The organism is Rossellomorea aquimaris TF-12 (genome assembly GCF_001648555.1).
GTDB lineage: Bacteria > Bacillota > Bacilli > Bacillales > Bacillaceae_B > Rossellomorea > Rossellomorea aquimaris.
In genome coordinates this window covers 371,334-391,179 of sequence record NZ_LQXM01000029.1, presented here as the reverse complement: position 1 = coordinate 391,179, position 19,846 = coordinate 371,334, and the positions used below count along the sequence as shown (strand labels likewise).

Annotated in this window: 18 protein-coding genes and 2 other annotated features; of the genes, 11 read left to right on the top strand and 7 right to left on the bottom strand. The window is 35.2% G+C overall.

Going from position 1 to position 19,846, the window contains the following annotated elements; all coding sequences use genetic code 11:
* The first annotated feature begins 16 nt into the window (after positions 1-16).
* From IQI_RS21370 to IQI_RS15520, 4 genes are all read left to right on the top strand, one after another.
* Positions 17-256, top strand: a complete 240-nt coding sequence (locus tag IQI_RS21370) for a diguanylate cyclase domain-containing protein (RefSeq protein WP_156509940.1) — start codon at positions 17-19, stop codon at positions 254-256.
* Positions 257-513: 257 nt separating this feature from the next.
* Entirely contained in the window at positions 514-1,230 is a 717-nt protein-coding gene (locus IQI_RS15530) for a YwaF family protein (protein ID WP_231893440.1), read from the top strand.
* 62 nt (positions 1,231-1,292) lie between these two features.
* Positions 1,293-1,865: a glycerol-3-phosphate acyltransferase gene (locus IQI_RS15525; protein ID WP_064093535.1), complete on the top strand. Its 573-nt coding sequence runs from the start codon at positions 1,293-1,295 to the stop codon at positions 1,863-1,865.
* Between the two features lie 163 nt (positions 1,866-2,028).
* Positions 2,029-3,873, top strand: a complete 1,845-nt coding sequence (locus IQI_RS15520) for an LTA synthase family protein (RefSeq protein WP_064093534.1) — start codon at positions 2,029-2,031, stop codon at positions 3,871-3,873.
* Between the two features lie 328 nt (positions 3,874-4,201).
* Here IQI_RS15520 and IQI_RS15515 read toward each other — a convergent pair whose 3' ends face one another.
* Entirely contained in the window at positions 4,202-5,455 is a 1,254-nt protein-coding gene (locus tag IQI_RS15515) for an ATP-binding protein (RefSeq protein ID WP_064093533.1), read from the bottom strand.
* Positions 5,456-5,833: 378 nt separating this feature from the next.
* On the opposite strand from IQI_RS15515, the gene IQI_RS15510 reads away from it, so the two are divergent.
* A complete protein-coding gene (locus tag IQI_RS15510; protein WP_064093908.1) occupies positions 5,834-6,709 on the top strand; it encodes a YitT family protein in 876 nt (291 codons plus the stop codon).
* A gap of 49 nt (positions 6,710-6,758) precedes the next feature.
* Here IQI_RS15510 and IQI_RS15505 read toward each other — a convergent pair whose 3' ends face one another.
* Together IQI_RS15505 and IQI_RS15500 are read right to left on the bottom strand one after the other, a co-directional pair.
* The gene (locus IQI_RS15505) at positions 6,759-7,409 is read right to left on the bottom strand and encodes a YdcF family protein (protein ID WP_064093532.1); all 651 of its coding nucleotides are present in this window, start codon (positions 7,407-7,409) and stop codon (positions 6,759-6,761) included.
* Positions 7,406-7,729 (bottom strand): NIPSNAP family protein, encoded by a 324-nt coding sequence (locus tag IQI_RS15500; RefSeq protein WP_064093531.1) that lies wholly within the window; start codon positions 7,727-7,729, stop codon positions 7,406-7,408. Before IQI_RS15500 ends, IQI_RS15505 begins: the two co-directional genes overlap by 4 nt.
* A 183-nt stretch (positions 7,730-7,912) precedes the next feature.
* Positions 7,913-8,137: a binding site (T-box leader), on the top strand.
* 29 nt (positions 8,138-8,166) lie between these two features.
* Positions 8,167-8,388, top strand: a binding site (T-box leader).
* A 49-nt stretch (positions 8,389-8,437) separates the two neighbouring features.
* Here IQI_RS15500 and thrS point away from each other — a divergent pair.
* Complete coding sequence (thrS, locus tag IQI_RS15495) at positions 8,438-9,640, top strand: threonine--tRNA ligase (protein WP_064093530.1); 1,203 nt, start codon at positions 8,438-8,440, stop codon at positions 9,638-9,640.
* A 111-nt stretch (positions 9,641-9,751) separates the two neighbouring features.
* Here thrS and IQI_RS15490 read toward each other — a convergent pair whose 3' ends face one another.
* Entirely contained in the window at positions 9,752-9,976 is a 225-nt protein-coding gene (locus tag IQI_RS15490) for a hypothetical protein (RefSeq protein ID WP_064093529.1), read from the bottom strand.
* 104 nt (positions 9,977-10,080) lie between these two features.
* Complete coding sequence (locus IQI_RS15485; RefSeq protein WP_064093528.1) at positions 10,081-10,554, bottom strand: DUF2062 domain-containing protein; 474 nt, start codon at positions 10,552-10,554, stop codon at positions 10,081-10,083.
* Between the two features lie 194 nt (positions 10,555-10,748).
* Here IQI_RS15485 and pssA point away from each other — a divergent pair, with 194 nt between their 5' ends.
* A complete protein-coding gene (gene pssA / locus IQI_RS15480; protein ID WP_064093527.1) occupies positions 10,749-11,423 on the top strand; it encodes a CDP-diacylglycerol--serine O-phosphatidyltransferase in 675 nt (224 codons plus the stop codon).
* Between the two features lie 139 nt (positions 11,424-11,562).
* On the opposite strand, the gene IQI_RS15475 is transcribed toward pssA, so the two are convergent.
* Entirely contained in the window at positions 11,563-13,332 is a 1,770-nt protein-coding gene (locus tag IQI_RS15475) for a dihydroorotate dehydrogenase (protein WP_064093526.1), read from the bottom strand.
* Between the two features lie 210 nt (positions 13,333-13,542).
* Here IQI_RS15475 and IQI_RS15470 point away from each other — a divergent pair, with 210 nt between their 5' ends.
* The 3 genes from IQI_RS15470 to IQI_RS15460 all read left to right on the top strand — a co-directional run bounded on the left by IQI_RS15470 (position 13,543) and on the right by IQI_RS15460 (position 17,397).
* Complete coding sequence (locus IQI_RS15470; protein ID WP_064093525.1) at positions 13,543-15,030, top strand: lipase family alpha/beta hydrolase; 1,488 nt, start codon at positions 13,543-13,545, stop codon at positions 15,028-15,030.
* A gap of 262 nt (positions 15,031-15,292) precedes the next feature.
* On the top strand, positions 15,293-16,342 hold the full coding sequence (locus IQI_RS15465) for a M14 family metallopeptidase (protein ID WP_064093524.1): 1,050 nt from the start codon (positions 15,293-15,295) through the stop codon (positions 16,340-16,342).
* A 290-nt stretch (positions 16,343-16,632) separates the two neighbouring features.
* Entirely contained in the window at positions 16,633-17,397 is a 765-nt protein-coding gene (locus IQI_RS15460) for an alpha/beta hydrolase (protein ID WP_064093523.1), read from the top strand.
* 99 nt (positions 17,398-17,496) lie between these two features.
* Here the strand turns inward: IQI_RS15460 and IQI_RS15455 are convergent, their stop codons facing one another.
* Positions 17,497-17,913, bottom strand: coding sequence for a universal stress protein (locus tag IQI_RS15455; protein WP_064093522.1), 417 nt, complete (start codon positions 17,911-17,913; stop codon positions 17,497-17,499).
* A gap of 267 nt (positions 17,914-18,180) precedes the next feature.
* On the opposite strand from IQI_RS15455, the gene IQI_RS15450 reads away from it, so the two are divergent.
* Positions 18,181-19,662 carry a SulP family inorganic anion transporter gene (locus IQI_RS15450; RefSeq protein WP_064093521.1) on the top strand — a complete coding sequence of 494 codons (1,482 nt, stop codon included), beginning with the start codon at positions 18,181-18,183 and terminating at the stop codon, positions 19,660-19,662.
* Positions 19,663-19,846: the final 184 nt, after the last annotated feature.

Genomic DNA, 19,846 nt, shown 5'->3' with positions numbered 1-19,846 from the left:
ATGAGTTGAACCTTAAATAGAAATTAAACAAATTGGGAATAAATTCATTAAAAAACCTATACTTGTACAACTTTCTGGTGATGAATTTATTATTCTGATAAATGAGACGGAGAATAAGACTCTTACTCATTTTGTAGAAAATGTACTTGCAGTTCTGTCTGTTCCTATCAAAATATCAGAAGAGAAGAGCTTGTTGTCAGTATCAGTAAGCGTTGATGTTAGCATATCTATTAACCGGAATGAGTCTATCTTTTAGCAAGCGGATGAAAACATGTATCCCTCAAAAGTAAAAGGTGGAAATAGCTTTACCTCTTGTATTAACACCAATGAGAAAGATTGAGATAAGATAGCTTGGTAAACCCAGGCTTTTTTTATAGGGGAAAGGGTATAGTACTTTAAGGGACGAAAATTGTGGATATTAGAGGTCCGTCCCTCAATAAAGGAAAGTATAGAGAGTTAGGAGAATATATATGGATGGAAGTTTAGTTTTTTTAAGGGTGAGGGGGGAGGATGATGGGGGTTTGGGGTTTTAGGAATGAAGAGTTTACTTTTGAGCTTTTTTCTTTGTCCCACGTCTTCGCTATTACGTTTTCGATTGGTGCGATATTTGTGTTATTTGTGTTTAGAGATTGGATTCGTACAAAAGGGAAGACTCCATTAAAATATGGACTGATTGTATTATTAGTTTTTAGTGAAATAACTTTTCAGTTATGGTATTACTTACACGGTCAATGGGAAGTGGAGGTTAATCTACCACTTCAATTATGCTCCATCTCTTTGTATCTTTGTACGTTTATGTTACTAACGAAAAATTATCGTGTATTTGAAGTTACATTTTTCGCCAGCATGACAGGTGCATTTATTGCTATCATCACACCCGAATTGTTTTTTGGATTTCCTCATTTTCGATATTTTCAGTTTTTCCTTGCGCATTTAACTATTGTTTTATCATGCTTATATATGGTTTTAATTGAAGGATATACCTTAACCTTTGCCTCATTAATTAGAGCTCTAATTGCATTAAATGGTATAGCTGTTTTCGTATTTTTCATAAATAAAATGGTTAACGCAAACTATATGTTTCTTGTACATAAACCATATAACCCAAGCCCTATTGATTATTTAGGACCGTATCCCTATTATTTGCTATCACTTGAAGGGGTTGCTTTCACCCTGTTTTACCTTTTGTATTTACCGTTTTTAATCAATAGAAAAAGTGATAAAATGTAAAAATATGAAACTTTTCCTAGATTTATTCGTCTATAATCATAGATACGTAAGGTGTGTAGCTGATGAGTCCAATTACCCTTTTCTTTATAATTGTTATCTATTCATACATTTTAGGCAGTGTAACGGGGGCCTATTATGTAGTGAAGGGTCTAACGAAAAGAGATATTCGGACAGTAGGAAGTGGGAATGTTGGAGCTACAAATGCAGGGCGGCTCCTTGGGAAAACGGGGTTTCTTTTTACTTTACTGATTGATGTGTTCAAGGTAATCATTTCCCTATCTTTTACAGCGTTTTTAACTAATGGAGACGAGATGTTTTTAATTTTTAGTAGCCTTTTCTTAATCATTGGACATCTTTTTCCTTTCCAATTACGTTTTCAAGGAGGTAAAGGAGTCGTAGTATTTTTAACCTCTGCCTTCTATCTTTCTCCAATAACTCTTGGTATTTTTTCGATTATTATGGGAATCCTATATTCTTTGCTTCGTCGATATACGTTGGCAGGGTTTATTTCTATGTTCATGATTCCAATTACAGCATATTTAATTGAAGATTCGATCATTTTATCTTTAGGGCTATTCATTTTATTTATGATTGTCGCTTTAGTGCATAAAAGAACTAGAACACTAACATCCTAGGAGGTATGGGAATGGGTTTCCTTTCTCTAATTTTTAAGATTACACTTGAACCACTAGAGTTTCAACAATTCAATAAACTCCACTATTACATAAATGAAGTTTTGAACTGCTTAATTCATTCTATACACCACGATCCAATGTTCACTGAAATTAGGGATATCTAATGAGAAAACTACATTTAGAACATTTACCACCTAAGCTCATAGGAGTTACCTTATTTTCTCTCTGGTTAAAGACTGTAGTTATTTTATTGACTGGGTTTAATATTCATATTGATTCATTGCTTGATATTCTCCTAATTTTATTTAATCCAATTGGGTCTTTGATGATTCTACTCGGATTCAGTTTTTACTTTAGTAACAAGATACATAAGTTCATTGTAGTCATGATGATGGTGTTGGTAACAGGAGTTCTGTATGGAAACTTGTTGTATTTTCGCTTTTATTCGGATTTTGTAACAGTACCTATACTCTTTCAATTTAAAAACGTAGGAGGGTTAGGTCCGAGTACCTTTGAATTAATGAGCCCTTGGGATCTATTGTTATTATTTGATTTTATTATTATAGGTGTTTTACTAAAGAAAAAATGGATTAGAACCATATCCGTTACAAGTATAGAGAAAAAAACATATTTGATATTAAGTGGCATATTATTGGTCATTACGATTTCTTTAGGATTAATTAAGTCTCCGTATTTATTCGCAGAATCATATGATCGTGAGCAGATGGTGAAAACCATCGGACCATTTAATTACCATTTAGTTGATTTAGGAATTGCTCTTGTAGAGCCGTTTAATCGCACCTTAGCAACTGAATCAGATACGGATGTATCTCTCGAATACACAAAATCAAGAGCAAATAAAGCATCTGATCTATTCGGTGTGGCAAAAGGAAAAAACATTATCTTAATTAGTATGGAATCAACACAGGATTTTGTCATTAATAAAAAAGTGAATGGGAAGGAAATCACACCTTTTTTAAATTCACTGATCAAGGATAGTATTTATTTTAATTCGATTTATGATCAAACTGCCCAGGGAAAAACATCAGATGCTGAATTTCTGATCGATACAGGGTTGTATCCATTAGACAGCGGCTCTGCATTCGTAAGAAAAACAGAAAATAAATATAAAAGTTTTCCTCATATCTTAAAAAATAATGAAGATTATTATACGACGGTATTCCATGGAAACGACCGTACATTTTGGAACAGAGAAATGATGTATGACTCCTTAGGATATGACCGCTATTTTTCAAAAAGAGATTTTGATGTTACTGAGGAAAATTCGGTTAATTATGGGATAAAAGATATTCCTTTTTTTAAACAATCTATTTCATATCTAAAAGAATTACCAGAACCTTATTATGCACGTTTAATTACTTTGACGAATCATTTTCCTTTTTTACTAGAAGAAGGGGATAAGATGATTCCTGAAGCTGCTACAAGTGAGAACGTAGTCAATCGATATATAACAACAGTCCGCTATCAAGATGAAGCAATCAAAACACTATTTTCCGAACTAAAGAAGAAGGGTATGTATAAAAACACAATGTTTGTCCTTTACGGAGATCATTATGGGATATCAGAGAAGTATGAACAAGGTGTTTTTGAATTACTTGGAAAAGAGAATACACCTATAAATCATGTCAAACTTCAACAAATTCCTTTAATCATCCATGTGCCTGGCGAAGAAGGGATGACCATTTCCACAATTGGGGGAGAGATTGATATTCGTCCTACGATTCTTCACTTACTTGGTATTCAATCCAAGGAAAATCTTTCCTTTGGGCATAATCTGTTCACACGACTTGAAAATCATCCAGTCATCTTTAGAGATGGAGACTTTGTCACAGATGAATACTTATTAAAGGATAACGTATGCTTTAAAGTGGAAAATGGGGAAGTGGCAGAAGAATCTCATTGCGAACCGTATAAAGACATTGCAAGAAAAGAATTAGGAATGTCCGATGATATTGTATATGGTGACTTATTAAGATTTTTGGAGTAAATGATACTGGAATCACATTTTGACAAAACTGAATTTTAGTTTAATATAATTACATTATGTAAACTTGAATGTTGGAATAAATAAAAAAACAAGAGCCTAAGTTCTTTTTAGGCTCTTGTTTTTTAGTAACGCTCTTTTCTGAAAGATTATTGCTCTTCCCGAGAAGAAAGTAGTAGTTGATTTACGCCAAGGGGCAGGGGGAGGAGGTGAGCATCCTCGTCGCAGCGCTCCTGGGGAAGCGAAGTTCTTTCCCATATAGTTAACTGAGCCACTGATAGAACTCATGTTATACTACTCTTTTCGAAAACAGCCTAATAAAATAAGAGATTCAATTTTTCGTATACAATGGAAAGTGGATTTTAACAATCGTGCCGACATTTAAAGTACTTTCATACTCTATCATCCCATTCATTTCACGAATAATTTTGTTCGTTACCATGCTTCCAAGGCCAGTTCCTTTTGTTTTCGTCGTATAGAAGGGTAACCCAATCTTCTTGACTTCCTCTTGTGTCATACCTTTTCCATTATCCCTAATTCTCACTTCAACATTTTTCGACATTTCGTCTTCCTTTATTTCAATCGTTACTTCGCCTTTTTCGATAATGGATTCAATCCCATTTTTTATCACATTCATGATGGCTTGTTTCATGTGATGCTCATCACCTTGAATATGGTGAAGTCCATTTGATTGAAAGACTATGGAAGTATTTGAGTAAGATGCAAATGGGCATAATAAATCAACACAATCTTGAATAATTTGTTCTAGGTTAATTACTGCCAGTTTAAAATCACCAGGCTTTGCTACACTTAAATAATCTGTAATAATTTTATTCGTACGATCCAATTCATTTAAAATAAGAGGGGAGAATTTTTTAAGTTCTTCATCATTTGTACCTTCACTTAGATGTTGAATGAATCCCCTTACAGTGGACAGGGGGTTTCGAATTTCATGAGCAATAGAAGCAGCCATCTGACCTACCATATTTAATTTATCAAGATAGACCATTTCCTCTATTTGCTTATTGGTTCGAATCAAATGCTCAATAATAAAAACAATAGAAATAAATGTTAGATAAAAAGTCGTAAAATAAGTCCAATAAAATTGAGGATGTAAAATAGGAATAGTATTTTTGATAATGACAATATACAGGCTTGTGTAAATGAATAGAATGATTGTACTATTCAACCATTTCTTTTGAGATTTCTGGAAAACCTTACGAAATAATAGCCCGATAAAATAAGCTAATAAAGAGACAAGGATACCCACAAATACATAAGGTCCCCCTATGAAATATCGAAACAAACTAACGCATATAAGGACGATTAATCCAGAGAGTGGTCCAGCGTATAGGGTGATAATCAATATGGCGATCATTCTCAAGTCGAAATTAGTTTCACCAAGTGTTTCCAATGGGTACATCATGCATAATAAAGCTCCAAAAGAAGCGATGAAACCATACGTTATTTTATGCTTTAGTGAAAGAGACTGTTTAACTTTAAAAGGAAAAAAGATATTAGCGTTATATGTAAAAGATAACAAAATTGTAATATTGACCAACAGCGTCTTAATCAACGTAAACAAACAAAAGCCTCCAAGTATTAAAATAAGAAAAATTATAAAATACACCTATAATAGGCTGACTAAACCTTCATAATATACCAAAAAACACTAGTATGTACAAGTGGAACCTGCCTTATTTCTTGCATAAACACCAATGAAATCTAGTAAAAGGTAATAAGTTTTGAAGTAGAGGGACGGACCTCAGAATTTCTGAGGTCCGTCCCTCTACTTAATTATTGCAGGTATTTTAGCTGAAAGTATCGAATATATAAATAATACAAGCTAGTAATTGGTACTTAGCTAACAATATATATGAAGATGAATTTAATCCGTTACTTACATAATCACTTGTAAATAAAGGAGGAAAGACCATTGAGTGAAGGTCAAGCAGCCAATTTTATGCAAAAAGTTCAAGTGAAACATAAAAAAATTCCTCTTAAACAGGTTGTGAAAAGAGCCATCTTAATCACGATTGGGGCCATCATTATGGCTGTCGGATTAGAGATATTTTTAGTCCCCAATCATGTTATAGATGGTGGAATTGTCGGAATTTCAATTATTCTTTCTCATTTAACAGGCTTTAAATTAGGTCTTTTCATTTTCGTACTAAATATTCCATTTTTCTTTATAGGCTATAAACAAATTGGGAAAACCTTCGCATTTTCTACTCTTTATGGAATCATTGTATTATCCGTTTCCACTACTTTTCTTCACCCTGTCCCTGCTTTTACTCAAGATATCCTCTTAGCTTCATTATTTGGAGGCATTGTACTCGGTATTGGTGTTGGTTTAGTCATACGTTATGGTGGTTCCTTAGATGGAACTGAAATATTGGCGATATTATCAAGTAAGAAACTTCCATTTTCAGTTGGGGAAATCATAATGTTTGTAAATTTATTTATACTGGCAAGTGCTGGGTTTGTATTTAGCTGGGACCGAGCCATGTATTCTTTATTAGCGTACTACCTTGCGTTTAAAGTGATTGATATTACGATAAAGGGGTTAGACGAATCGAAATCTGTATGGATCATTAGTGAAAATTACAATGAGATTGGTGATGCTTTGCTCCATCGTTTAGGTAGAGGAGTTACATATTTAAATGGGGAAGGGGCATTTTCTGGTGACGATAAAAAAGTTATTTTTTGTGTGATTACAAGACTTGAAGAGGCTAAGTTAAAAGATATTGTCACTGAACATGATTCTTCCGCCTTTTTAGCCATTGCTGATATTGCTGAAGTAAGGGGAGGAAGGTTCAAAAAGATGGATATACATTAACACAAGAGAGCCACCATTTACAAGATAGGTGGTAACTCTCTTGTGGATGTTATCCTTCTTTTATCGGTTCGAGATGTCCTAACTCTCCATAGTATGAAATCCTCAAATATTCTCCCCATACCCTCTTTTTACCGATGTCATGTAACATCCAATTTTCACGTGAAATTTCCTTGTCATGATAAATGGTATTGAATGTATAAGGTACAAAATCAATATTTGTTGGTAGATGCTTCTTTAAAGTTCGAATTTGCCTGCCTGCCACATGACTTTTACAAATGACTAATAAGGAGCTAACTTTAGTAAAGTCAAATACTTCCTTTGCACATAAAACATTTTCTAAAGAATTTGTAGAACTCTCTTCAAAAACGATTTGCTCCTGTGGCACTCCTGCATTACGCAAATATGAGATAATCACACTGGCTTCTGAAAGTGTCTTATCTGCATTTCCTTTCCAGTTTAAATGGGCTGCTCCTGTAAGACTTCTTCCACCGGTAACGATAAAAGTTGAAGATAGATTTAATTGAAAAGCTTCAATTGCTTTTTCCCAATGACCGGGGTGAGTACCACTAAAAATAAAGATGGCATCGCATGGTGAAGGAGTAGTCTTGTTTCCAAATGTTAATTGTGTCAACCAAGAGATTTGATGAGTATCCATTTCAGGGAAGTGTGGTTCCTTCGATAAAATTGGTTTTACTTTCATGCTCTCACCCCTTCATAGTCTCCGGTTGCATTCCAAAATTCTTGTGTGGTTGAAATGTATAGAGGATCTAATTCTTTTTTTCTATTCTGTGCTTGTGTATGCAGTTTTGAACTTTTAATTTGCTCTTCAATTTGATGATAATGGGAAATGCTTTCATATCTCCATATAGCAATAATAGTGGATTTTTCTTTATTTACCCATCTACCAATCAAAGCTGCACCAAATCGAATTTGATTTGGCAATAAATACTCATGAAAAAAATCATTAAATTCTTTAAGTTTGGTTGGTTTTATGTGATAAGTACGAATTCTAAACACCATATTTTTCCTCCTTTTTCATTATATTACCGTTTTATGCTGTTTTGAACAATAATTAATTTCATTTTTTCTCATTTTTATTCGTGTTTTAGATAAATTCAAAATAATGAAATAGATAATCTTGACAGTTAGAAAATTCTACCATATAATCTCATTAACAAAAGTAAAGAAAATGAATATACTAACGACAAAGCAATGATGAGGACATGATTCTTCTTGCCTTTCATTAATCAGAGAACAGGGTCTATGGCTGAGAGCCCTGATGAAAAGAGATTGAATAACCACCTCGGAGCTGTTATGGAGAAACATAAGTAACCATAATCGGGAAATCCGTTATCTTGTTTTTAAGCGAAGTGTTGCCAGAAGGCACTTCGGAATTAGGGTGGAACCACGACCGCACACGTCCCTTGTATTGGGATGAGTGCGGTTTTTTATTTATATAAAGAGTGTTGATGAGGACATGAATCATTTTCTACTTTCTTAAACAGAGAACAGGGTCAAGGCTGAGAGCCCTCTAAGAAAAGAAATGATTTACCCCCTCGGAGCTATTATGGGGAAAGGAAGTAACCATAATCGGGAAAACCGTTATCTTTCTTTGAGCGAAGAGAATGTAAGTGTCTCTTCGGAAATAGGGTGGTACCACGACCACATTCGTCCCTTGTATAGGGGTGAATGTGGTCTTTTTTATTCATATAAATAGGAGGGATTTTAATGTCAGTTCAAAATGAAATTGAAAAAAATCACCGGAAATTAGGTCAAGAGTTAGAGTTATTTGTATCCATGGAGGAAGCACCCGGAATGCCATTTTTTCTTCCAAAAGGAATGGTACTCCGAAATGAGTTAGAAGCATTTTGGAAAAAAGAGCATCAAAAGGCTGGGTATTATGAAATTAGAACACCTCTTATGATGAAACAGGATTTATGGGAACAATCAGGTCATTGGGATCATTATCATGAGAATATGTATTTCTCAAATGTAGATGAGCAGAAATATGCAATCAAGCCAATGAATTGTCCAGGAGCCCTGCTCATTTATAAAAGTAAACGAAGAAGTTATCGTGAGCTACCTATTCGTTACGGAGAACTTGGGTTAGTCCATCGACACGAACTCTCAGGATCGTTAAGTGGTTTACTCAGAGTTCGATCCTTTACTCAGGATGATGCTCATATTTTCGTAAGAGAAGACCAAATACACTCAGAGCTTCAAAAGGTCCTGGATTTAATTCATCTTTTTTATAGAAAATTCGGTTTCCAATATAAAGTTGAACTATCAACTCGACCAGAGAACTTTATGGGATCTGTTGAACTTTGGGAAAAAGCTGAAGGGGATTTAGAATCAGTTCTACTAGAAAGGAAAGTCGATTTTCAAATCAATTCTGGAGATGGGGCCTTTTATGGTCCGAAAATTGATTTTCACATTCTCGATTCTTTAGGGAGAAGCTGGCAATGTGGAACTGTTCAGCTCGATTTTCAAATGCCGGAAAAATTTGATTGTGAATATATAGGAGAAGATAACAAAGCCCGCCGTCCCATTTTGATCCATCGAGCTATTTACGGGTCAATCGAACGGTTAATGGCAATTTTGATTGAACATTATGGTGGGGATTTTCCATTTTGGTTAGCTCCGGTTCAAGTGAAGGTCCTTCCTATAGGTGAGGCTCATCAAAAATTTGCTTATGAATTAAAAGGCCAATTAGAGTTAGAGGGTATTAGAGTAGATGTAGATGAACGAATTGAAAAAATAGGCCTAAAGATTAGAGAAGCTGAGCTCCAAAAAATCCCCTATATGATGGTGATTGGGGATAGAGAGATGAAAAGCAATAGTATAGCTCTAAGAAAACGAAAAAAAGGAAATGTTGGAGTATTTGAAATAGGTGAGGCTATGGTGAGAATAAAAGAGGATTTAAATGAGTGACGAATGAGGATGAGAACATTTGAAGGTAGATACATTTGGTTTGATTTTAAATCACTTGTAAATACAAAAGTCAGGCTCGGACACTGTCCGAGCCTGTTTATAATACATCGTTTATAGTAGTTGTGCCTTATCTTTCGGATCCTCAAGCTTCATTTGCTCCAGCTCAAGTCTCATCTTTTGTGTTTCAATGACAAAATTTTCGTGTTTTAGTTTTTCTAGTTCAAGTTCATCGTGAATCATCTTCTGTTTTAATTTTGTTTGTTTTTGAAAATGATCTGTTACGATTGCGATAATGGGAATTGAAAAAATCATAACAACAGCAATAGTTCCTGTCATATCGCTCCTCCTTGTTTATACTAATCGAGTAGAACCAAGCATAATGTTTAACATAATATAGTTAAATTATAACAAATATAGGTAAGAGTAGTAAGCGGAACTTTTTAAATATTCCACCTTTTATGTATAAACGTAAGCATAGAATTTCGATGCCTTTTGACGATTGAATTCATGAATGAGTAGATAAGTATGCCAAAGAAAATCAAATTAATCAGCATACCAATAATAAATGCTTTACCTATTTGAAAACCCACTTCTACTGTTTCTTCTGAGGCATCAATGGTTGTTACAGCTTGAGCGATATCAGGAGAAAAGAAGATGTGGCCAACAAGATAATTTAAATAGAAGAAAAAAGGAAATGCCCATATTAAAAATACACCACCGACTAGCCCAGCAAATGGATTTCCCTTAAATAATTTGGCACATGCTGTAGAAATGACAGGTCCCATTCCAAAGGAAGGAACAAAATTAATCAATAATCCAAGGGTAAAGCCTAAGGCGATACTATGCGAATTATCTTTTATTCTTAGAAGTTTTAACAAGAGAAATTTAATCTCTCTTAATTTTTTCTTTATCATTTTTTCACCAACTAATAGAAACTTTCGCACTCATCTATTAATAATATAACGATTAGGTTGAAGTGTAAAACTGATTTCCCTGAATTTATAAAATAATTTAGGGATTTGGCTTTTTTTTTATTCTTCTTCTTCATTATAGGGGAAATCATGGTATCCTAGTAGAAATAGAATTTTTTATAGAGTGAGGAAGATATATGAGATTCACAAAGAAAATACCTAATATGGTTACATTGGGGAACTTATATTGCGGATTCCTTTCGATTGGATTTGCCGCAAACGGACAATTTAAGAACGCTGCCATTTTAATTATCATTGGTATGATGCTCGATAGTATGGACGGTAGATTGGCTAGAATGTTAAAAGCTGATAGCTCGTTAGGAAAGGAACTAGATTCCTTAGCGGATATTGTTACCTTCGGAGTAGCACCTTCATTTCTAGTGTATTATACATATTTCTTTCAGTTTGGTTTGCTGGGCTTTATCGTAGCAGGAGTATTTCCTTTATTCGGTGCATACCGACTTGCACGTTTTAATACAAGTCCGCCTAAATCATCCTTACATTACTTTATTGGTGTTCCCATTACTGCCGCAGGTGGAATATTAGCTATTCTTACATTGTTTGGAGACAGAATTCCAAATATCCTAACGACAGTCATATTTACTGCCATGTGCTTTTTAATGGTAAGTCGGATAAGAATACCGAGTTTAAAGGAAGTTCCTCTTCCTAAATACGGTACCATCGTAACCATTTTTATTGGTGCCTTGTTATATGTGATTTATAAAGGCACTTATGAACAATTTCCGTATTTGATTTATATTGCTACACCATTGTATATTGCGTATTTAGCCTATCGTTTTATAAAAAGGTAAAAAATGAGCTTGGGATCACTCCCTGGCTCATTTTTATATTTTTCGTCCTCCAGGTCGACTTCAAAAGTCGTATAGTGAAAATACTATAGACATTCTTAGAAGAGTTTCCTTGGTTTAAAAGAATGTGCTACACACAGAATTATGTATCTATTTCTTTATGAAAAAAATTGTATGTTCTCCATAATCCGTATATAAATAGACCCATAGCAGTGTAGGCGGGCAGGAGGTGAATAAATGTTGTGTAGCCGATGGCAAAATGAATATAAACTCCAGCAATGAATGCAGGAAGTCCACCGATTAGTAGAGTCCACCATACCCAGGAATTCCCTTGCTGAAACCCCCATAGAGATAAGGTTAATACGAGCAACCCAACACTGAATAAAGCACTTCCAAAACCAGCACGGTCATGTGCAATGACAGGAATGAGGTTTTGATTGAACTGATTAAGAAGTTCTTGTGGCATACATAAGTAGAGAAGGTCAGTAGGCACAAAAACAGAGGTTATCCCCATGTAGGAAATAACGAGACCTCCGAGAACAAAAGAAAAACCTAATAGTACAAAAGCCAATTGTCCGTATAGAGAGTGTAACCATATGCTATGGTTCTTTCTGTTTGAAGAGACGGGTGTTCCGGTTATCCCTTTAGTAAGAATATATCCATATAGATAGAAAGGGAAAAGAACAAGCCAAAATAAAAGGTGTAGCCAGTCAAAATAACCGTACCCAATAGATAAAAAGATCCCTAGAAAACCTGAAATAGCCCCAATATCTATTGCTTGTTTAGACCATCGTAACCCTCTTTTAACCCCATGAAATGCGAGATTCATATAAACAATCCCACCCGAAATCATTGTACCTGCTAAGGTCATTCGATCATGTGCCATGAATTGGAGGATTCGTTCGTTAAATTTCACGATAAGCTCTCTATTTATTCCTAAATAATGCTCATCGTACGGGAGAATGACCCACGTAAGACTGAAAAAGAGTGCTAATAAACCACCTAGAAAGATAAACAAGCCAAATAACCAGTATGGTAGCCATCCGTTTTGATGAGCTTGACTATGATTTATTCTATCTAACATTGCCTCGTTTATCCTTTTTGGTAATCCCGGACCAGAAAAGACATATCCATCTGAGAGTAAAATCAAGTCGGCACCTTCACTTAATAGTAACAAAGCTTCTTCTGGTTCATGAACACCTCCAGAAGTGATGATTGAGAGACTAGGAAACTCTTTTTTATAATATCGAACAGATTCAAGTAAACATTCCGATGCTTCATCTTCAAGGACAATTCCAGAAATTTTTTCTAAGTCAAGGTTAATAATGTGATTTGTAGATTTTAATGTAATAAATAAGGGTTTGGTAGTTTGTAAGTTTAAATGTAAATAACTTGGATCTAGGATGTATCCATCAGCAAAGTTGTGTAATGTTTCCATCAACATTGGTAAGTCTTTTTCCGAACCGGATAGGCGTATGATTAAAGGTTGTTTTTTTCTTATCTTTGATAATTTTTTAATCGTTTGTTCTAATCCAACCGACTCAGGTAGATCAGGGAAATCGATCCGATTTTCTTGCATATTTAGTGTTGGATGAGATGATTCAATTGAAGGATTGATGGAAACAGGACCTATTTCAATTAAACCAAACCCTAGATTCGTAAATGCTTTCGTTCCTGTTAGTAAGGGATCGATTTTACCTGATAAGCCAATTGGGTTGGGGAATTTTATTTGCTGAATCTCTTTTTGTAAGCGTAAAGAACATTCCTCTCTTCCTAAAAAATTAATAATATGAGGACCAAGTGGGAATGAAGCTATCAAGCTCATTCCTCTATGTATAAACTCTCTTGAAATATGGTCTGGAAGTTTGGATAATATAGGTTGAAAAATTCCATGGTAAGACCAATCTGGCATAATACTTTCCTCCCCAAAACATGTTTTATAAGAACATTTTAACAGTAAATTAAGGGGATTAAGATGAGAATCTGCTTTCATTCACCTTTTTTGGGACAGACCTTCAACAAGAGCTAGTTCTATATACTCAATTCAATAAAGCCTAGTCATAACCTTTTATTTGTACCGATATACTTTATAGGTTTATTAAAAAGGTAAAGGAGAGAGGGAATGATTAAAAAGATTTGTGTGACTGTTCTTGTACTATTTCTACTGTTGCCATCATGGAGTCAAGCCGGTTCATTTGGGAAGGATGATCCTTCTGGAGTTCCTGGTCAATGGTACGTTGGTACAACTCCTTCAAGTATTGACACTTCGAAACATCCTATTTTATTTGTTCATGGGCTAAATAGTTCTTCTAACACTTGGTGGAATGAAAACAATATGTACGAAACAGCTTATCAGAACGGCTACGAAACATCCTTTATTGATCTCTATCCAACAAAAAACATGTGGGATAACGGTGCGCTCTTAGCTCAGAAAATTCATGATATCTACAATTATTATGGTGAGAAAGTAGTTGTTGTAGCACATAGTAAAGGGGGAATCGATACCCAATCTGCACTTGTTCACTATGGCGCATACCCTTATGTGGCTAGAGTCATTACCCTCTCTACTCCACACCATGGTTCGCAATTAGCAGACCTTGCTTATAGTAGCTGGGCAGGGTGGCTTACAGGGATTCTTGGAAGCAAGAATGATGCCACCTATTCTTTGCAAACAGGCTATATGAGTTATTTCCGTTCTGAAACAGATCAGCACAGTAATTGGAATAGGACCCCTATTTATACCTTCGGAGGTACGAAATGGGGAAGCTTTGGAAGCTCTCTTTACTGGGGAGGGTTATATCTAAGAGCTTATGGAAGTAATGATGGAGCCGTAACAGTAAATAGTTCCAGACTTCCCTATGCTACTGAATTAAAGGTAGGAGATTGGAATCACTCTACGATAAAAGAAGGTTCCTCAACCTTTCATTTGTTCAAAAACTATTTAAATGAAAGTACGAATACTACTTCTGGTTTTCAGGCGCAAAGTGTAATGGAATTAAATTCAGCTGAAGATGCTGGCTCTTTAGTAAGAGGTGGAGAATACAATGGATTTAAAGATGAAAAGGTCCTAATTGAAAAAGGAGTTGAGTCTGTTACATTTGATTGGATAAGTAGCAACCCATCGCCATCCCTTTCATTAAAAGACCCTTCTTCTAAAGACATTTCAACCTTCAAAATAAAAGAAGATGAAAGTGAATACTTTAACGGAGCATATCACCACACAGTAACTATTCAAGACCCTACACCCGGGGAGTGGACGGTAGAAGCATTGTCTCATTTTAAGGATCAGTACCTTCTCCAAGTCTCCTTTGGTCATTCATCTGTTAATGATGTAATGAGTTTGAATATTGTTCAAGATAAAATCATCTTAAAAGCAAAAGACACTAAGCTAAAACTGAAACATGACATGACCATTGAATACTACAAAGATGGAAAACTTAAGCATAGTAAAGTAAAAGCTAAGAATGATTCATTAACGATACCAAAGCTTGGAGAAGGAGTATATAATGTGACAATTGATGTTGAAGGAGCAATAGATAAAAATAAGTTTAATCGAACATTCATTAAAACGGTTTATGTAGATGCTTCAGGAAAGGTATTTGGTAACTAGAGAAACAATAATATGTTAATGAGAGGAGCTTATGTTTAATGAGCTTCTCTTTTTTTGTGTAATTTAATAGAAAATCATCTAAACATATAGTCGTGTTTCAATAGTTAGACAATGATCAACTAATTATTAAACAAGTAGGGATATATATCCAAACTGTATTCCGTAATTAAGTTCTAATGTTTCATTTTCAAAAATCTAAAAGGGTTTCTGTTTATTTTTATCAAATTTAAATGAGAAAGACGAAAAAAAGGAGGAGTTAAAAATGAAGAAGAATTTATTGGTTGGGGCACTTACAGGTATATTGGTTACATCAAGCTTAGCCTATTCGTTACCGGTATCAACTGTTCTAGCAGAAGGTCCAGATTATAACGGGAATGAAACGATTATGAATCAACGCTTACATAGTTATGAGGAAATGGTGAAAATGCTTGAGCAACTTGATTCAAAATCGGATGCATTAACGCTGGAGGTATATGGTCAATCAGTGAAAGGTCGAGATCTTTACCTTGCCAAGTTTGGAAACAATAAAGACAATCCTACCGTTCTATATTTAACCCAGCAGCATGGAAACGAAGCGTTGACGACTGAAGGCGCACTTCAGTTCATTAAGCATTTAACCGCAAATTCAAAAGAAACAAAAGAAATGCTTGAAAATGTAAATATTCTTATAGCACCCCGTTTAAATGTTGATGGAGCTGAAGGAGATGTAAACTTTTCATTGGACGAGTATGTAAGTGGATCCCATACTCGTTATAATGCAAATGAAGTGGATTTAAACCGAGATCATGTTGATCGAAATCAGCCGGAAACAAGAGCTCTACATGAAAATGTTTTGCAAAAATACTCTCCAGATTACATGATTGACCTACATCACCAAGGAGCTGAAACGACTCTTGGTGATACAGACGAATTGGTATCAGGATCAATTCTTTATCCTACCAATGAAGAAGTGAATCCAGAAGTAGTAGAAAGGTCCAAGAAGCTGGGAGCCGTTCTTTATAATACAGTGGAAAGTCGTGGTTTTGGTACTCTATCTAAGTATGTTGGAGGTTCAGCACAAACGATAAGCAGAAATGGACTCGCTGCTGAATACGGAATTGCTACGCTACTATTTGAGATGAGAGGGATGGCTGACCATTATCGTGACGACTACGTTCTGGGTCAAAAGAGTAATGGCTATCTCATAAAGCAAGCAGTTATTGGTTTGGAAGCAACAGCTAATGCAATTGCAGACGGATCCATTGAAGAGGCTGATCCTTCTTTCTGGGATACTTTGCCTGAAAGCTCTTATAATCGGAGTGAAAGTGAATAGAACGTTTAGCTAAAGCACTTCCTGAGGGAGGTGCTTTTTTTATAAGGACCTTTTCGTAAAGTTTGTTGCTATTTTAAAGAAGTAACATAGTAGTTGATTGCAGCCGAGGACGCTCGCTTACAGCGGGGAGTGAAGCAGTTCCCTCCACCATCCAGAACACAGGTAGAACTCAAGTTGAAAACAACAAAATTCGCGTAAATAGTCATGTATAAAGACTTTAAATTATCCACCTATTTCCACTTAATCATGATAAACTTTTACTTAAAAAAAGAGTAGCGAGGAGATTCCCCATGTACGAACATTTTGAAGTGAAGATAACCCCTTTAAATAGAAAGAGACTTGTGAGAGTTTATTTACCAAATGATTATCAACAAGAAACGAAAACCTACCCCGTATTATATATGCATGACGGACAAAATCTTTATAAGAACGAGGATGCAGGCTATGGTATGTCTTGGAAAATAGGAGAATATCTTGATAAGAGTAATTTAGATCTTATTGTAGTAGGGATCGACTGCAATGAAGGATTATATCGTTTAGATGAATATGGACCATGGCAAAGCAAAGAGATGACAGATATCTTTTCAGCTGACCGTCATACTATTGGAGGAGAAGGGAAAGTTTACATAGATTATATTGTACATGAGTTAAAACCACTTGTTGACCAAAAATACCGAACAAACCCAGAAGAAACAAGTATGGCTGGAAGTTCCATGGGAGGACTGATTTCCACTTATGCAGCTTGTATATATCCAGATACTTTTAAAAGAATAGCTTCGGTTTCACCTGCTTATTGGTTCAACCAAGAGAACATAGAAGAGCTAATTAATTTGAGTGATTTGTCTCAGATTGAGCGATTTTATATGGATATTGGCTCGAATGAAGCAACAGACAGTATAGACTGCCAAAAATATATAGAATCCAGTCGAAAGGTATATCATCTATTAAAAGAAAAAATAGACAATTGTAAGTTTGAAATTGTTAAGGACGCTGAACATAATGAAATTGCATGGAGTAAAAGAGTTCCTCAAATCTTTTCCTATTTATATAAATAGTTTCTTTACAAGTGAAGTTTGTTTTATCCTTTTGGGATTCTAATAGAAGGAAGATCTAAACTAAAGAGAAAGCTTAAGGGAACTCCCTTAAGCTTTTTCCTATTTTACAATCATGACAGGGCACTTTGCTCTTTTGGCTACTTTATGACTGACGCTGCCAAGAACCATTTCTTGAAATACATTTAAGCCTCGGCTCCCAATAACAACTGTATCGAATTCATTTTTATTTGCATACTCAACAATAGTTGGACCAGGTTCACCGTGTAAAAAAATCACTTCAATAGCAACAGAGGCTTGTTTTGCTTTCTGCTCAATCATCTGCAGTTTCTGTTTTCGTTTATCTGTTGCATCCAATCCCCAGTGTTCCAAAACATCATCTTTAGATTGTTTGCTATCTATTACATAAACAATATGTATTTTTGAGTGTATATTACACTTTGCAAGATCTATGGCTCTTTCTCCAGCCCTTAATGAATGCTCTGATCCATCTGTTGCAAGAAGGATTTTTTTGAACATCGTATTCCCTCCAGTCTTTGAAAACGCTGTTATTATAACATTCTATTTATTGCATACATTTCCTTTTTTGTTTTATGTTTTTTTTACATAATTATGATGATAGGTGGATGTAAGAGTAAAAAAGAGTATTATAAAGAAAGTAATTAATGTAAGTGTTTACATAGGTGTTTCACAAAATGACCATTCCATTATATAATGTCCCTTGTGTTTAACGGACCCGACTTTCATGAGAGTTGAAAGTCAAAATGATATAGGAAGAGGTGCATTATGAATTTAAGTTCAAAAATAAAATATGAATGGTTTGGAAATGTGAGAGGAGATGTACTTGCTGGATTAGTTGTTGCTATGGCGTTAATCCCTGAAGCGATTGCGTTTTCTATCATTGCCGGTGTAGATCCAATGGTTGGATTATATGCTTCCTTCTGTATTGCTGTTGTAATAGCGTTTGTAGGTGGAAGACCAGGAATGATTTCTGCCGCTACAGGTGCTACTGCTTTAGTCATGGTAACGTTAGTTGCGGATTATGGTTTGCAATACTTGCTTGCAGCAACGATCTTAACGGGAGTGATTCAAATTGTCATGGGTGTCCTTAAATTAGGCCGTCTAATGAAATTTGTACCACGATCCGTTATGGTTGGCTTTGTGAATGCTCTTGCTATTTTAATTTTCACTTCTCAGTTGCCACACTTTGTAGGTGAAAAATGGATTATGTACGCAATGGTAGCAGGCGCTTTAGCAATTATCTATATTTTACCACGCTTTACAAAGGCTGTCCCTTCACCTTTAGTGGCTATTATTGCAGTAACCATTTTTGCTGTGTTAACAGGAAGTGGAGTTCGTACAGTAGGAGACATGGGAGAGTTAACTCAAGCACTACCTGTGTTCTTACTACCCGAAATTCCATTAAACTTTGAGACGTTACAAATTATCTTTCCTTATTCTTTATCCATTGCCATCGTTGGATTAGTAGAGTCTTTACTAACCGCTTCTATTGTGGATGATATGACTGATACAACGAGTGACAAGAATAAAGAAGCTAAAGGACAAGGGATTGCGAATATCGTTTCAGGATTATTCGGAGGAATGGCAGGGTGTGCAATGATTGGACAATCTGTTATCAATGTGAAATCCGGGGGACGTGGACGTCTGTCAGCATTTGTTGCGGGAACATTCCTTATGATCTTAATCTTATTGTTAAATGATTTCTTAGTTCAAATCCCAATGGCAGCATTAGTGGGTGTTATGATCATGGTATCAATTGGTACCTTTGACTGGTCTTCCATCAAAAATGCACACAAAACACCGATTACAGATAACCTTGTTATGTTAGCAACAGTAGTAACAGTTCTGTTTACTCATGACTTATCAAAAGGTGTCCTGGTTGGGATTATCTTGAGTGCTATTTTCTTTGCTTCTAAAATTTCTAAAGTGAGTATTACGACATTAGGTTCTGAACAAACACATAAAAAAGTATACAAGGTATCAGGGCAATTATTCTTTGCATCTGTAACTGAATTTGTTGAAAGCTTTGATTTTACGGAAGATGTGAAAGAAGTAACGTTAGATTTAACTCAAACACATTTATGGGATGATTCTGCCGTTGGCGCAATTGATAAAATTGTGATTAAGTATCATCAAAATGGTGTGAAAGTAAACTTAATTGGATTAAATGCAGAAAGTAATAAATTAATTGATAAATTGGCTGTTCATAACAAGCCTGGTGGACTTGATAAAGCCGTTAACCACTAAATGAAAATCCTTGGTCGATAGAGACCAAGGATTTTTTATTAGCTCTGTTTAAAAAGCTGCAAAATAAGTAGATGTCTAATTAAATTGGCCGCATTCCAATTGATTATTGCGTTATTCCTATAATTCTCCTTTTAGAGCCAAATGAAAAACCAGTAAAGACCAAAGAGCCCTTACTGGTTTGAAA